Genomic DNA, 14,724 nt, shown 5'->3' with positions numbered 1-14,724 from the left:
AGATCTCCACCCCATCGAAACCCGCCCTGGCAATCGCTTCCAGCTTCTCCGGCAGGTCCCCGCTGATCGAAACCGTGGCTATCGACGTCTTCATGCGCTCCCTCCCTGCCCTCCGATTTGTTGCGGAGGCTCCTCGGTGATCCGGCGACCTCCCGCTCCATGCCGGCACCAGATGGGCCATTTTGTACTAAATAGTTCGTAACATCAAATGGAAGATTTCGGGATCACTTTTCTCCATGTCGCCGACTGGGGATTTCCGTCCCCATGCCTCGTGCGGGTCACCATCAACGTCGCGGGATGAGAAACTCTATCCCGCTCAGATCTTCAACTTTGCCGTCCAGGCGAGCACGGTTTGTGCCATCGTCGCGAGATGATCTGCGGTGGAAAAGCCGGAAATTTTCTTGCGCGGCTTCAAGTCGTGGTCGCCATCCTCAAGCCAGAGGATTTCGATGGTTTTCGAGAGTTCGTAGCCGGGTACTTCTTCGCGCGTGCCGAATTCATCGCGGGTTCCCTGGCAGATCAGCGCAGGAGCCTTGAGACCTTTCAGATGTGGGGTACGCAGCTGCTCCGGCTTTCCCGGAGGATGGAACGGATAACCGAGGCACAGCAGACCGGCGATCTTGCCTTCTTCGTAAAGCTCGTCGGCGACCATGCTTGCGACCCGTCCGCCCATCGACTTGCCGCCGATGATCAGCGGTCCTTTCGCGCCGAGTTCGGTGATCGCCGCCTTGTATTCGGGATTGAGGGTTTCGGCCCGCGGCGGCGGTTTGCGATCGCCGGAGGTGCGGCGCGCCGCCATGTAGCCGAACTCGAAGCGCGCCACGCGAAAACCTTTGTCCGACAGGGCTTTCGACGCAGCCGTCATCGATGCCGAATCCATCGGCGCGCCGGCGCCATGCGCCAGCAGAATCGTGACGCGCGCATCCCCCGGCCCCTCGATCAGAAATCGCCCTGACATCTTGCTCCCTCAATTCAGGTTCACTTTTCACATGCGCCTGTCGGACCACGCCGTTGGCGCACGTCCTTTGTATGTGCGAGCCATGGCCGCCCGCACTTTGGCGACTATATCAACGAGAGCAAGGCCAAGTCTCCTGCCCAGCCATTACAGATGGAGGAATGTCATGGACATGCAGAGCCTCACACCAGCAATCGAACTTGCGAGAAAGAACGGCGTGCACTTCCCGAACGAAAGCGCCGCCTACAGGGAGGCGCGAAACGCGCTTCTCGCCGAGGAAATCGAACTCCGCCGTCATATCGAACGCGTCGCCGAGCAGAGACGCCATCTGCCGCCGGGCGGGCATGTGCCGAAGAACTACACATTCGAGGGCGTGAACGGCCCTATCTCGTTCGAAGAACTGTTCGCGGACAAGGAAACGCTGGTCATCTACAGCTACATGTTCGGCCCGGAGCGCGAGCGGCCCTGTCCGATGTGCACGTCGCTGCTCTCCTCCTGGGACGGCGAAGTTCCCGACATCCAGCAACGCGTTGCATTCGCGGTCGTGGCACGCTCGCCGGTGCAGCGCCTCACGGATTTCAAGAGGGAACGCGGCTGGCACCATCTGCCACTCTATTCGGATACGAGCGGCGAGTTCAGCCGGGATTACCATGCGCTCGGCAAGGACGGCAGCGATGACGCGGCCTTCAACGTGTTCACCCGCCGGGACGGAACGATGCGGCATTTCTGGAGCGGCGAGATGGGCGGGGCCACCGCGGACCCCGGCCAGGATCCGCGCGGCGCGCCGGATCTGATGCCGATCTGGACGATCCTCGACTCGACCCCGGAAGGCCGGGCGCCGCACTGGTATCCCAAGCTGTCCTATTAGGACTTAAGTCCTGCGCCCCGATTGCGGCGGAACGAAAGATGATGTCGTCACGTTCTCCGGCCACTTCAACCGAAAGGAAGTGACCATGAAAAAGCTCATCATTTTCTCCGCCGCGATCGGCCTTCTCGCGACCGGCGCCATGGCCCAGCAGAGCACGGTCAACGGTGCCGTGGGCGGTGCCGTGACCGGTGCAATCGTCGGCGGTCCGGTCGGCGCTGCGGTGGGCGGCGTGGTCGGCGCAGTCGCCGGCACGGCGATCGATCCGCCGCCGGCACGCGTTGTGACCTATGTTCGCGAACAGCCAATCCAGCAGTCCGTGGTGGTGCAGGAACGTGTCGTCGTCGGCCAGCCGATCCCGCGGCAGGTCGTGCTGACCCCGGTCCCGGAAGCGCCGACCTATGCCTATGCGGTCGTCAACCAGCAGCGCGTGATCGTCGATCCGCGCACCCATACGGTGGTTCAGGTCGTCGAGTGATCGTTTCCGCATTGCTGATGGAAAGCCGTCGTACCGAAAGGTGCGGCGGCTTGTTCTTGAGGTCACTTGCTGTCTTATCAAATTTTTTTTGAAATCTGACGGAACCAATTGCCGGCTTCGTCGTTTTTCAAGGTTGGTATCCAGGGAGGAAACGAAAGATGCCGCAGGCAAGTTGGCAAAAACCGGTGCGCGTCGCCTTCGGGCAACTCGGTACTGAGGTCATCAACGGACCGTTCGAGGCGCTTGCGCTGTTGACGGATCGGTGGCCGGATATGCGCGGGCCGCACTTTGTCAAGGCGCGCAGCGTCTGCCGGGCAGCGCTCGATGGGCGCAGGTCGCCGGAGGAAGCACGTCTGCAATTCGAAGAAGCCGTCAGCGAAGCGCAATTGCATCTGAACTGAACTAATGAGCCGGCAATGGCCGGCTTCATGGTTCAGAGACCGATGATATCGCCGAAAAGCCGGAGGGTGGAGCCGGAAAGGGCGATCGGCGCGAACAGCACGGAGAAACACAGGCACGGCCCGCGCTTACCCGCGATCGGCCGATGGTCCAGCATTTCGTCCGCGACCGAGACGTCCCCTTCGCCGAAATTGCCGCGGTGGTCGTGAAATTCGCCCTCCAGCACCAATGTCAGCTCAAGTCCATGATGGCCGTGCTGGGGCAGCGCCCTTCCCGGTCGTACCCATAAAAGACTTGTCTCGACATCCTTCGACTTTTCGATGACGTGATGACGCAGTCCCGGGAGTTTCGTTTTCCATCGGATATCGGTGAGGTCCGCACCGGCATAAGCACGCAGCGAGGCGGGAAATCTCGATTTTTCGACGATTCTGGCGGGAAGCTCCGCTGGGCCGGCAGAGGCGAAGATCTCGGCCAACCGCCGCTTGTGGGCCGACAATGCCACGGGTGGTGTCGTATGCAGGATCTCACCGGCAAAGCCTTCCAGCAGACGGGCCAGTTTCGCGGCCGAAGCCTGCATTTCCAGATGCGAACCGACGAGAGCGCGAGCCGGCTCCGGAAGAGTGCCGGACACGTAATGCGCGATCAGAAGATCCAGCCGTTCGAGGTTCTGCAGCATGTCCAAATGCCAGTTTTACGCAAGAAATCCGGTTAAAACGCAGTCCAATCGACGCGCAACACGGTTCCGTATCTGCTTTAACTGTAGGTCTATACGCATGGAGAGAAATTTGGATTACTACTTCCAATATAATGGGGCCGATTTTTTTAAGGGCTTGTCGATACATTAGAGAATGGTGTTCGCAGCCCTCTTTCGGCCGACCCTCGCAACCGCAGATCCGGCTCCGGAAAGACGGATTTTACCGGGGCCAACCCTTTCCGGAAACAGAATTTCTTGCCCTCGGGTCCTTGTCCGTCGAAAAGACCCTGTTTACATGTGCGATGAACAAGAAGGCACCCCGATGACCTCCCATCCCTCCGTCCTCGACGTGATCGGCAACACGCCCCTCATCCGGCTGAACGGCGCTTCCGAAGCGACCGGCTGCGAAATCCTCGGCAAGGCGGAGTTTCTGAACCCCGGCCAGTCCGTCAAGGACCGCGCTGCGCTCTACATCATCCGCGACGCCGAAAAGAAGGGCCTCCTGCGCCCAGGCGGCGTGATCGTCGAAGGCACGGCCGGCAATACCGGCATCGGGCTCACCCTAGTCGCCAAGGCGCTGGGTTACCGCACGGTCATCGTCATCCCGGAAACCCAGAGCCAGGAAAAGAAGGATGCGCTGAAACTGCTCGGCGCCGAGCTGGTCGAGGTCCCGGCGGTCCCTTACAAGAACCCCAACAACTACGTGAAGATTTCCGGCCGGCTTGCCGAGGAGCTCGCAAAGACCGAGCCCGCCGGCGCGATCTGGGCGAACCAGTTCGACAACGTCGCCAACCGGGAAGCGCATATAAAGACCACGGCACCCGAGATCTTCGAGCAGACCGGCGGCAAGGTCGACGGTTTCATCTGCGCGGTCGGCTCGGGCGGCACGCTTGCCGGGGTCGCCATGGGCCTCAAGGCGAAGAACCCCGATATCAAGATCGGCATCGCCGATCCGGAAGGTGCTGCCCTCTATGAATTCTACGCCCATGGCGAGTTCAAGTCGGAAGGCAATTCGATCACCGAGGGCATCGGCCAGGGCCGCATCACCGCCAATCTCGAAGGCTTTACGCCGGACTTCGCCTACCGCATCTCGGATTCCGAAGCGCTGCCCTACATCTTCGATCTCGTCGAGCACGAGGGCCTTTGCCTCGGCGGTTCGACCGGCATCAATATCGCCGGCGCCGTCCGGCTTGCCCGGGATCTCGGTCCCGGCCACACGATCGTGACGGTGCTCTGCGACTACGGCAACCGCTACCAGTCGAAGCTCTTCAACCCGGACTTCCTGAAGTCGAAGGGCCTGCCCGTACCTGCCTGGCTGACGCAGAAGCGGCAGATCGACATTCCCTTCCAGACGGTCTGACCCCCTTAAAACCAGACGGTCTGACCCCCTTAAAAACAGAGTGATGCATGCCCGTTGAAGCTCTCTACCGCGAAGATTTCTATCTATCGACAGCAGAAGCGGTGGTGACGGCCATCCACGAGGACGGCGGTATCGAGCTGGATCGCACCTGTTTTTATGCGGCATCCGGCGGCCAGCCGGGCGATACGGGATTTCTCGAACGCGCCGACGGCACGAAAATCCAGCTCGGCCAGACCAGGCACGGCACCACCAAGGATATCGTCATCCACGTGCCGCTCGAAGGCGAGGCGCAGCCGCTGGCCGGTGAAAATCTGGTCATGCATATCGACTGGCAGCGCCGCTACAGGCTGATGCGTATGCACACCGCCTGCCATCTTCTCTCCGTCGTCTGCCAGTATCCGATCACCGGCGCCGCGGTCGGCGAGGAGGAATCGCGCGTCGATTTCGACATGGCCGACACGATCGACAAAGCCGAAGTCACGGCGAAGCTGATGGAACTGGTCGGCCAGAACCACCCCGTCTACCTGCAGTGGATCACCGACGAGGAGCTTGCGGCCAATCCGGGTATCGTCAAGTCGAAGAACGTCCGCCCGCCGATCGGCCTCGGGCGCGTCAGCCTCGTCTGCATAGGCGAAAATTCCAGCGTTGACAGCCAGCCCTGCGGTGGAACACATGTCTCCGAAACGCAGGAGGTCGGGGCGATTCATATCGCCAAGATCGAGAAGAAGGGCAAGGAAAACCGCCGTTTCCGCATCCGGTTCGGCGAGCCCGGCGCAGAGGCCTGATACCGGGCCCAAAGGAGATTTGACATGAGTGAAACCAGCCGTTTCGTCGTTTCGTCCGAGTGGCTTCACAACGAGCTCGGTAGCCCCGACCTCAAGATCCTCGACGCCTCTTTCTATCTTCCCGCGCAGAACCGCGATGCCGACGCCGAATATGCGGCCGGCCATATTCCCGGCGCCATCCGCTTCGACCACGACAAGGTCGCCGACCATTCGACCGGCCTGCCGCACATGGCGCCGGCGCCGGAGGTGTTTGCCGAGGCCGTCGGCCGGATGGGCATCCGCGAAAACGACCGGATCGTCATCTATGACGGCCCCGGCATCTTCTCCTCGCCGCGCGGCTGGTGGCTGTTCCGGATCATGGGCGCAAGCCAGGTCTTCGTGCTCGACGGCGGTATCGACGGCTGGAAGGCCGAAGGCCGGCCGCTCGAGACCACCATCCCCTCGCCCGAACCGGTCACCTTCACCCCGAACTTCCGGGTCGACAAGGTGATCGACTTCCAGACCATGCTGTCGATCGTCAGCGACGGTACGCGGCAGATCGCCGATGCGCGGCCGGCCGGCCGTTTCGCCGGCACCGATCCGGAACCCCGCGCCGGCATGCGCTCAGGCCATATGCCGGGCGCGCTCAGTCTTCCGTCCGGCACGTTCTCGGTCAACGGCAAGCTGCGTTCGCTGCCCGAGCTGCAAAAGGCGATCGAGGATGCCGGCATCGATTTCGGCCAGCCGGTGGTGACGAGCTGTGGCTCCGGCATCACGGCCGCGATCATCACGCTCGCGCTAGAATCCCTCGGCCATGAGGACAATGCACTTTACGATGGCTCGTGGAGCGAATGGGGCAGCCGTCAGGATACGCCCGTGGTCACCGGTCCGCCCTCGCCAAAAGCGGCTTGAGCACCATGGCCAAGAAGCCCGTTGCCCTCAAAGCCCATGTCACCAGCCTGGAAATGACCGCCCCGCCGAAAACCAGCCTGGCGGTGCCGGTGAATATCCAGACGGCGATCATACGCGCGCCGGAAATCCCGCTTCACTATTACCGCTATCTCTACCGGCAGGTGGGAAAACGCTGGCACTGGTACAAACGGCTGCGCATGAGCGACGAAGAGCTTGCGACCACGCTCCACAACCCGCGCACCTCCGTCACCGTGCTTTACGTCAACGGCGCGCCGGCCGGCTTTTTCGAGCTGTTCAAGGAAAGCGACGATGTCGTCGAACTCTCCTATTTCGGGCTGTTCGAACGGGCGATCGGGCTCGGCATCGGCAAGTGGTTCCTGCTGCAGGCGCTCTATGCCGCCTGGCAGGACAATCCGCAGAAGGTGACCGTCACCACCAATACGCTCGACCACCCGCGTGCCCTGCAGCTCTATCAGATGATGGGTTTTTCACCCGTCTCCACCTACGAGGCTCTGGTTCCGCCGATGACGGATGCCGAGCTCCTGAAAGCGCTCGACGGCTGATACCCGCACCTTCACCGGCTGATCTGCCCCCGGAAGCCTGATCCGTCCGCCACCAACAGGCAGCGGTTACAGCCCCGCTGGTGCAACGGATTTCATTTTCTCCACCAGCGGCAAGTATCGGGTGGCGAGACGCATCCCGCGGGCGCATCTGTTGTGCAGCACGCACAGGAGATCGCCATGACAATCGCCTTCATCGCCATGCCCGCCGCCGATGCCGCACACCTCTGGAACGGCGGTACCGATGCCTACGGCCGCCAGCCCGAAACGATGACCTCTGACGGCCCCGGTTATCCCTGCCGCCATTGCCTGAAGAATATCGATGCGGGCGAAGAACTCCTGGTTCTCGCCTACCGGCCATTCCCAGAGCTGCAACCTTATGCGGAAACCGGCCCGATCTTCCTGCACAAGCAGCCCTGCCGGCGTTACGCGGCTGAGGAGGTTCTGCCGCCGATGCTGTCGAGCACCGACTATATCGTCCGCGGCTACGGTCGTGACGACCGGATCGTTTATGGCAGCGGCGCGGTGACGCCGACAGAGAGGATCGCTTCACGCGCCGAGGAACTGCTGGCCCGCGACGACATCGCCTATGTGCACGTGCGCTCGGCCCGCAACAATTGCTACCAGTGCCGGATCGACAAGGTCGAGGTGTCGATATTCGCCGATGCCACACTTGCGATCTGAAATGCGAAGGCGCGCCGTTCCATCGAAGCGGCGCGCCGTCATGTTCGTTCCGAGGCCTGCTTGAGCCTCAGTTCTGGGGAGTGTTGCCCTGCTCGTCGTCGCGTTCGAGGTTTTCGGCGAAATCGAGCAGCAGCCTGACGATCTCGCCGCCCTTCCTTTCGTCACCCTCGAGCTTGCGAGCGATCACCTCGCGAAGGTTGAGCATGGCGGCATCGACGCTACGTGGCAGCGACGGACCGTTGTCACGGCCGCGCTCATGGCGTTCCTGCCGCTGCTTGATGCGCTCGGCGAGCTGCGACAGCCGGTCGAGGATCGTCGCGGCAAAGCTGCGGTTCTCGTCGAGATATTTGCGGCCTTCGTCGGTGATCGCATATCGCTTCTTGTTACCGTCCGCCTCGGCGACGACGTAGCCCGCCTCTTCGAGATAGGTCAGCGTCGGATAGATAACGCCGGGGCTCGGCGCGTAGAAGCCGTAGGTGAGATCCTCGATATGCCTGATGATCTCGTAGCCATGGCGCGGCTCCTTCTCGATCAGCGCCAATACGACGAGGCGCAGGTCACCCTGCATCAGGAACCGGCCGATACGGCCGTCGCCCTCATCGCCGAAACCCCGGCCGCCGCCGGGACCGCCCCGGCCGCCACGCCCAAATCCTCCGCCAAACGGCCCGCCGCGCGCGGCGAACACTTCCTCGAAACCCTTGCGGTCGCCGCGTTCACCGCAGCCATTGTGTCCATCGAACCTGTGCTTAAACATTTTTGTCTCCTTAGACTGTCTTCGATATATCTAAACATAGCCACCCAGGCGATCTCGTCAAGAATTTAGATATATCTAAATCATATCTGATTGATTTTGAACGAAGAAAAACGCCGGACGCAAAGCGCCCGGCGTCTCTCCAGCCCCCTAACTGATGGCTCGGCGGCCCTTCAGCTCTTCGGTTACGCCACGCTGAGCAGGCTTTCCGGCGCGAAGGCCTCGTAGCCGAGCGCTTCTGCCACCGGCTTGTTGGTCACCCGGCCCCTGTGGACATTGAGCCCGTTGCGGAGATGCCTGTCTTCGGCGATCGCCCGAAGTCCACGGTCGGCAAGCGCCAGGCCATGCTGCAGCGTCGCATTGTTCAGCGCATGCGCCGACGTCACCGGCACGGCGCCCGGCATGTTGGCCACGCAATAATGGACGATACCATCGACCTCGTAGGTCGGTTCGGAATGGGTCGTCGCATGCGAGGTCTCGAAGCAGCCGCCCTGGTCGATCGCGACATCGACCATGACCGCGCCCTGCTTCATGCCCGACAGCATTTCGCGGCTAACCAGTTTTGGCGCAGCGGCGCCCGGAATAAGGACAGCGCCGATGATGAGGTCGGCAGAAAAGACTTCCTCTTCCACCGCGTCGATCGTCGAATAGCGGGTATGGACGCGGCCGTTGAAGATGTCGTCGAGCTGGCGGAGACGCGGCAGCGAGCGGTCGATGATCGAGACGTCGGCGCCGAGGCCGGCAGCCATCCGGGCCGCATGCAGGCCGACGACGCCGCCACCGATGACGGCGACCTTGGCTGGCAGCACGCCCGGCACGCCGCCGAGCAGGATGCCCCGGCCGCCATTCGCCTTCTGCAGCGCGGTCGCGCCCGCCTGGATCGCCAGGCGACCGGCGACTTCCGACATCGGAGCCAGCAGCGGCAACCCGCCGCGCTCGTCGGTCACGGTTTCATAGGCGATGGCGGTAACGCCGGAGGCGAGCAGACCCTTGGTCTGTTCCGGATCGGGCGCCAGATGGAGATAGGTGTAGAGAAGCTGGCCGTCGCGAAGCTGCGCCCATTCGGAGGGCTGCGGTTCCTTGACCTTGACGACCATGTCGGATTTTTCGAAGATTTCCTTGGCCGAACCGACGATCCTGGCCCCGGCTGCCATATAGGCGCCGTCATCCGCGCCGATGCCGGCACCTGCCTTGGTTTCGATTAGCACCTCGTGGCCATGAGCCACATATTCACGTACCGCGCCGGGGGTAAGCCCTACGCGATATTCATGGTTTTTGATTTCCTTCGGGCATCCGACACGCATTCAGCGTTCCTCTCAGGTTGTGGCTTTCGCCGGTTGATGTTCCCAACCAGAAGCAAACCAGAGAATCGCGCGAATGTCCTTGCGAAGACGAATTGCGGAATATCGTATTTTCGCAGATAATTGCGTGAACCAAGAATATTTCGAAGGATCTACCAATGAGCGCCATGGATGCCATTGATCTTGCGATCTTGCGGACCCTGCAGCAGGAAGGCAGGATCTCCAATGCGGAGCTTGCCGAGCGGGTCGGGCTGTCGCCGTCGGCCTGTTCGCGGCGGCTCGACATCCTTGAGAAGAGCGGCACGATCAGCGGTTATCACGCCCGCCTTTCCAACAAGGCGCTCGACTACAAGATGATGGTGATCGTCCACATCTCGCTGTCCGGCCAGTTCGCCAAGACGCTCACGGAGTTCGAGGCGGCGGTGAAGCTCTGTCCCAACGTCCTGGTCTGTTACCTGATGTCGGGCGAATACGACTATATCCTGCGGGTCGCGGCCAAGGATCTCGAGGACTACGAGCGCATCCATCGCGACTGGCTCTCGGCGCTGCCGCATGTGGTGAAGATCAATTCGAGCTTCGCTCTGCGCGAGATCATCGACAAGCCGAATGTCGGTCTGTGAAATGTCGGGTTATGAAATGCCGATGAGGATGGCGCCGGCCGCAACCACGATACAGGCGGCGATGCGCTTCGTGGATAGCCTCTCACCCAGAAACAGCCAGCCGATCAGCACCGCGAACACGACGCTGGTTTCCCGCAGCGCCGAAACCGGCCCCGCCGGTGCCATCGAATAGGCGACCAGTACCGCGCCGTAGGAGACGAGCGAAACCAGGCCTCCGCCGACCGCCTTCATGGTTTCGCGCGACCGCAGATCGACCCGCGGGCGTCCGCGCATTGCCATGAAGGCGACCAGGAGCAGGACGCCGGGTAATACGAACACCCAGGTGATGTAGGCGCTGGTATTGCCGGACAGTCGAATGCCGACGGCGTCGACGGTCGAATAACCGGCAATCGAAACGCCGGTCGCCAGCGCATAGAGCATTGAACCGGTAGAGGCTTTCCCCTTGCCGAGGGCGAGAAGCATGATGCCCAGCACCACAAAACATATGCCGACCATCGAAAGCGGCAGCGGCAGTTCCCTCGCGAAGATCACCCCTGCCAAAGTCACCAGCAGCGGCGCGCTGCCGCGGATGATCGGATAGACCTGACCCAGTTCCCCATGCCGATAGGCGGCGACCAGCAACAGGCTGTAGATCAGCTGGAAGACCGCGGAGCCGACCAGATAGGGCCAAGCTTCAGCGGCCGGCAGCGGCAGGATCAATGCCACCGGCAAGGCGGCAATCGTCATCGCCAGCGCCATGATCGTCATCGTCCAGAACCGGTCGGCGCCGGAGCGCAGGAACGCATTCCAGCAGGCATGAAGCACGGCTGCGAAAAGGGCGAGCAGGACGACGGAGGTGCTCATGTGCGGCTGCCCGCGGCGATTATATCCGATACCGCCTTGCGTGCCGCATCGATGGCCTTGCCGCCCTGCCCCATCTCGGCCATCAAGGTCGCTCCCTCGATGAGCATCAGGATTGCCGTGGACGCCGTTTCAGCTTCGGTACCGGACATCCGTTGTTTCGCCAGAATGTCCACTATACGGCGCCTCAGGCTTTCCTTCTGCCTGACGGCGGCTTCGAAAACGGGATGGCCGGGCGAGCTGTATTCCGCAAGCGCATGGGCAAACAGGCAGCCGTTGAAATCCGCCCGATTGAACCAGCGTCCGTACCACTCGATGATATCGTCGATCATCCCTTCCGGCTGCTTCGACAAAGCGGCCATCCGGTCGAGCTGCTCCTCGAAACGTCGGAACCGCTCATCGAGCACTTCGACGATCAAGCCCTCCTTGGATGGAAAATGGCGGTACATGGTCATCTTGGCCACCTGGGCCTCGGCGATGATCCGGTCGATGCCGGTCGCATGAAAGCCGTCCTGTGTGAACAGCCTGTAGGCCGTTTCGACAATATGCTGCCGCTTCGAGGAGGTTTGCGGGGTCTGCTCGGATGACATGAAATGCACCATGGTGATGAGACAGGTCTGTATCAGACCTAAGGGTATTGCTTTCAGCCGTCAAGTTGCCGCCTCCGCAGATTCGGACCATCGATAGACTTTTACAGATCGACCTAAGCGGACTTCAACAGGTCTTCCCTATTGGTGGAAACAACAGAGGAAGCAACGAGGACTCTATCGCATGACGACCACCAGCATCGGACGGATGAAGACCCGCAGCGCCGAGCGCAAGAAGACCCGCATCCTGGGGACGGTCAAATATTTCAATCAAGCCGTCCAAGGTCGCGTCACCGACCTTTCGGCGACCGGCATGGCGCTCGATCTGGGCGGACGCGTCCTGCATGCCGCAGACGGCAGCCCGGTCAGGGTCGAAAGCGAGGAGCTCGGTATCCTGGAAGGGACCGTGAAGTGGCGGCGCAGCGGCCGGCTCGGCGTGCAGTTCAGCGTCAACAGCAACGCGGTTGCGCAGGTCTCGTCCTATTTCCGCTTTTTTCACAGGGAAGTCCCGGCCTCGCGTTGAGACGGATCGCAGTCTTTTTCGCGGCGCATCCCATTTTCAACACATTCGCGATGTGGCGAATCACCTGATGCATAAACTTGATCAATGTAAAGGCCGCCAAAGCGTGAAATATCTAACCTTCACTGGCGTTTACCGAATATTTACTACTTGCCGTTGAGTCCATAAGTGATAGAATCCTAATTTATTCAGAGCAAACAAACTAAAAACCGTCCTCGTTAAGAGTAGCGGCTGTTCAAGCGTCTACGTTTTTCCCGCCTGCATTGAGCTGATAGCCACGGCGCGCAGGCAAGACCAAGGATGCTTCAATGGTTGCTGTTCCCTTTACCTCACCGTCCCCGACATCGCGGGCGCCCCGCCGGCTCGTGACCTTTGTTACGTGGTTGGCAATGGCGCTGCTGGCGCTGAGCGGCCTTCTGGCCGCCTCCGACGGATCGACCCATTCGGGCTTCGCTTTGGCCGAGGCAATCGTCCTTCTGGCGCTTGCAACTGCTTTGTTCGCAGCCTCTGTCTGGGCAAAGCGGAGGATACAGCGCGATATCGATGCAAAACTCTATCGGCTCGAAAGGTTCACGCAGGCGTTCGGGCAGACCCAGGGCACGTTGCGCAGCATCGACGGCAGGATCGCGTTCTGGGGCACCGGCGCTGAACGCCTGTACGGCTACTCGGAAAAAGAGGCCTTGGGGAAAAACGCGCTCGACCTCCTGCAGACCCGCTGCCCGGTGTCTCTCGAGGACATCAATACAATCCTCGTCCGCGACGGCGAATGGCAGGGTGAGCTTACGCGCCGCCACAAAGACGGCAGAGAGATCCATGTCATCAGCAAATGGTCACTGGACCGCGGCGACACCGGAGAGCCGGAAGTTGCGATCGAAATCAGCACCGACATCACCTCCATCAGGCTCGCCGAACGACAACTCCATCAGACCAATGCCCTCTTGCGCGCCATTCTGGAGACTGCGCCGGGGCTGATCTACGCCAAGGACATGCAGGGCCGCCTCATCCTCGCCAACGTCTCGACGCTGGATCTGATCGGCAAGCCATGGTCCGAAGTCGAGGGCCGCACGGACCTCGACTTCCTGGACAGCAAGACGCAGGCCGAGTCCGTGATGGCCAATGACCGCCGGATCATGGATCAGGCGAGAACGGAAGAATTTGAAGAGACCATCAGCCGCGAGGGCCGCCATCCCCGGGTCTGGTCGTCCACCAAAGCCCCCTTGCGCGATGCAGGTGGCAAAGTCATCGGCCTGGTGGGCGTCTCGGTCGAGATCACCGAGAGAAAACGGATCGAAGAGCGGCTGCAACTCATGGTCAACGAGTTGAACCACCGCGTCAAGAACACGCTTGCGACCGTCCAGGCCATCGCCTCCCAGACCCTGCGGGGCGGCGACCCGATCGTGCGCCAGAATCTGGAACGACGCCTCATGGCGCTGGCCGCCGCCCATGACGTGCTCACCCGCGAAAATTGGGAGGGGGCCAATATCGATGACGTGGTGAACGGCGCGCTGGCACCATTCGGCGAGGGCGGGGACTATCGCTTTGCCGTTTCCGGGCCCTCGCTCCGGCTGCTGCCGCGAGCAGCACTCGCGCTTGCCATGGGTTTGCACGAACTGACGACCAATGCCCTTAAATACGGCGCGCTCTCGACGCTCGCAGGTCAGGTCGCGATCAACTGGCAGGTTGTCGAGGGCGCCAAACCTCTGCTGCGTTTGACATGGACGGAAAGCGGCGGCCCGCTGGTGGTTGCGCCCTCGAGGCGAGGGTTCGGCGTCAGGCTGATCGAGCGCAGCCTTGCTCAGGATCTCGGCGGCAAGGCGTCGGTGATATTCGACCAGCCTGCGGGGATCGTCGGTACGATCGAAGCGCCGCTGGCCGACGTCGCCGTCTCGGCGGAGGTGACGCCTTTCGTGCAAATGGGTGCAAGGTGAACGACACCCATATCTTCGCCGGAATTCGCGTCCTCATCATCGAAGACGAGGCACTGGTTTCGATGATGCTCGAAGAGTTCCTGGAACAGATCGGATGCAAGATGGTCGGCACCGCCTCGCGGCTCGACGATGCGATCATCAAGGCCCGGTCGCTCCCCGTAGACATGGCGCTGCTCGACGTAAATCTCGCCGGCGAAGCCAGTTTTCCGGTCGCCGAGATCCTCACCGCGCGGGACATTCCGTTTATTTTCGTGACCGGATACGGGGCGCTTGGCCTGCCCGCGGAAATGCGCCATATCCCCGTCCTCCCCAAACCCTTCCAGATGGCCCAGCTGATCGACGCGATGCGGATGGCGGCCTATTGACGCCTGGCTTTCGCACTCAACCGGGCGGCATCCGGGATAGAGGCAGCGACCATATATTCCTCTCCTCCAACGCTTCAGAATCCGCTTGGAAATACAATACACGCGGGTCAATATGGCGCCGGATTTTCGCTTACCAGTCCG

The 14,724-nt window shown here is 61.5% G+C and carries 18 protein-coding genes; 12 read left to right on the top strand and 6 right to left on the bottom strand.

Annotated features, from left to right (window positions below; genetic code table 11):
- Positions 1-316: 316 nt before the first annotated feature.
- Positions 317-958: an alpha/beta hydrolase family protein gene (locus J2857_RS19280; RefSeq protein ID WP_210011631.1), complete on the bottom strand. Its 642-nt coding sequence runs from the start codon at positions 956-958 to the stop codon at positions 317-319.
- 163 nt (positions 959-1,121) lie between these two features.
- On the opposite strand from J2857_RS19280, the gene J2857_RS19275 reads away from it, so the two are divergent.
- From J2857_RS19275 to J2857_RS19265, 3 genes are all read left to right on the top strand, one after another.
- Positions 1,122-1,823 carry a DUF899 family protein gene (locus J2857_RS19275; protein WP_210011630.1) on the top strand — a complete coding sequence of 234 codons (702 nt, stop codon included), beginning with the start codon at positions 1,122-1,124 and terminating at the stop codon, positions 1,821-1,823.
- Between the two features lie 85 nt (positions 1,824-1,908).
- The gene (locus J2857_RS19270) at positions 1,909-2,298 is read left to right on the top strand and encodes a DUF1236 domain-containing protein (protein ID WP_210011629.1); all 390 of its coding nucleotides are present in this window, start codon (positions 1,909-1,911) and stop codon (positions 2,296-2,298) included.
- Positions 2,299-2,456: 158 nt separating this feature from the next.
- The gene (locus J2857_RS19265) at positions 2,457-2,699 is read left to right on the top strand and encodes a DUF982 domain-containing protein (protein WP_210011628.1); all 243 of its coding nucleotides are present in this window, start codon (positions 2,457-2,459) and stop codon (positions 2,697-2,699) included.
- Positions 2,700-2,731: 32 nt separating this feature from the next.
- Here J2857_RS19265 and J2857_RS19260 read toward each other — a convergent pair whose 3' ends face one another.
- Entirely contained in the window at positions 2,732-3,373 is a 642-nt protein-coding gene (locus J2857_RS19260; protein WP_210011627.1) for a ChrR family anti-sigma-E factor, read from the bottom strand.
- A 340-nt stretch (positions 3,374-3,713) separates the two neighbouring features.
- Between J2857_RS19260 and J2857_RS19255 the strand changes: the two genes are divergently transcribed.
- The 5 genes from J2857_RS19255 (at position 3,714) to J2857_RS19235 (ending at position 7,671) form a co-directional block, all read left to right on the top strand.
- A complete protein-coding gene (locus tag J2857_RS19255; RefSeq protein WP_210011626.1) occupies positions 3,714-4,751 on the top strand; it encodes a cysteine synthase A in 1,038 nt (345 codons plus the stop codon).
- Positions 4,752-4,798: 47 nt separating this feature from the next.
- Positions 4,799-5,536 carry an alanyl-tRNA editing protein gene (locus J2857_RS19250; RefSeq protein WP_210011625.1) on the top strand — a complete coding sequence of 246 codons (738 nt, stop codon included), beginning with the start codon at positions 4,799-4,801 and terminating at the stop codon, positions 5,534-5,536.
- Positions 5,537-5,560: 24 nt separating this feature from the next.
- On the top strand, positions 5,561-6,427 hold the full coding sequence (sseA, locus tag J2857_RS19245) for a 3-mercaptopyruvate sulfurtransferase (RefSeq protein ID WP_210011624.1): 867 nt from the start codon (positions 5,561-5,563) through the stop codon (positions 6,425-6,427).
- Positions 6,428-6,432: 5 nt separating this feature from the next.
- On the top strand, positions 6,433-6,990 hold the full coding sequence (locus tag J2857_RS19240) for a GNAT family N-acetyltransferase (RefSeq protein WP_210011623.1): 558 nt from the start codon (positions 6,433-6,435) through the stop codon (positions 6,988-6,990).
- Positions 6,991-7,167: 177 nt separating this feature from the next.
- Entirely contained in the window at positions 7,168-7,671 is a 504-nt protein-coding gene (locus J2857_RS19235) for a DUF1203 domain-containing protein (protein ID WP_210011622.1), read from the top strand.
- A gap of 67 nt (positions 7,672-7,738) precedes the next feature.
- Here J2857_RS19235 and J2857_RS19230 read toward each other — a convergent pair whose 3' ends face one another.
- A complete protein-coding gene (locus J2857_RS19230; protein WP_210011621.1) occupies positions 7,739-8,425 on the bottom strand; it encodes a PadR family transcriptional regulator in 687 nt (228 codons plus the stop codon).
- A gap of 182 nt (positions 8,426-8,607) precedes the next feature.
- Positions 8,608-9,726: an alanine dehydrogenase gene (gene ald / locus J2857_RS19225; RefSeq protein WP_210011620.1), complete on the bottom strand. Its 1,119-nt coding sequence runs from the start codon at positions 9,724-9,726 to the stop codon at positions 8,608-8,610.
- Positions 9,727-9,881: 155 nt separating this feature from the next.
- Here ald and J2857_RS19220 point away from each other — a divergent pair, with 155 nt between their 5' ends.
- Positions 9,882-10,343 (top strand): Lrp/AsnC family transcriptional regulator, encoded by a 462-nt coding sequence (locus J2857_RS19220; RefSeq protein ID WP_210011619.1) that lies wholly within the window; start codon positions 9,882-9,884, stop codon positions 10,341-10,343.
- A gap of 9 nt (positions 10,344-10,352) precedes the next feature.
- Here J2857_RS19220 and J2857_RS19215 read toward each other — a convergent pair whose 3' ends face one another.
- Positions 10,353-11,186 carry a DMT family transporter gene (locus J2857_RS19215; protein ID WP_210011618.1) on the bottom strand — a complete coding sequence of 278 codons (834 nt, stop codon included), beginning with the start codon at positions 11,184-11,186 and terminating at the stop codon, positions 10,353-10,355.
- Positions 11,183-11,773: a TetR/AcrR family transcriptional regulator gene (locus J2857_RS19210; protein WP_210011617.1), complete on the bottom strand. Its 591-nt coding sequence runs from the start codon at positions 11,771-11,773 to the stop codon at positions 11,183-11,185. Before J2857_RS19210 ends, J2857_RS19215 begins: the two co-directional genes overlap by 4 nt.
- Before the next feature lie 181 nt (positions 11,774-11,954).
- On the opposite strand from J2857_RS19210, the gene J2857_RS19205 reads away from it, so the two are divergent.
- The 3 genes from J2857_RS19205 to J2857_RS19195 all read left to right on the top strand — a co-directional run bounded on the left by J2857_RS19205 (position 11,955) and on the right by J2857_RS19195 (position 14,583).
- Positions 11,955-12,293 (top strand): PilZ domain-containing protein, encoded by a 339-nt coding sequence (locus J2857_RS19205; protein WP_210011616.1) that lies wholly within the window; start codon positions 11,955-11,957, stop codon positions 12,291-12,293.
- 305 nt (positions 12,294-12,598) lie between these two features.
- Complete coding sequence (locus J2857_RS19200) at positions 12,599-14,218, top strand: sensor histidine kinase (RefSeq protein ID WP_210011615.1); 1,620 nt, start codon at positions 12,599-12,601, stop codon at positions 14,216-14,218.
- Positions 14,215-14,583: a response regulator gene (locus J2857_RS19195; RefSeq protein WP_210011614.1), complete on the top strand. Its 369-nt coding sequence runs from the start codon at positions 14,215-14,217 to the stop codon at positions 14,581-14,583. The genes J2857_RS19200 and J2857_RS19195 overlap by 4 nt, the downstream gene beginning before the upstream one ends.
- The last annotated feature ends 141 nt before the right edge of the window (positions 14,584-14,724 follow it).

It is taken from the genome of Neorhizobium galegae, from assembly GCF_017877055.1.
GTDB classification, from domain to species: Bacteria; Pseudomonadota; Alphaproteobacteria; order Rhizobiales; family Rhizobiaceae; genus Neorhizobium; species Neorhizobium galegae_D.
Note: the sequence above shows the minus strand (reverse complement) of the source record. Positions and strands in the feature narration are given on the sequence as shown.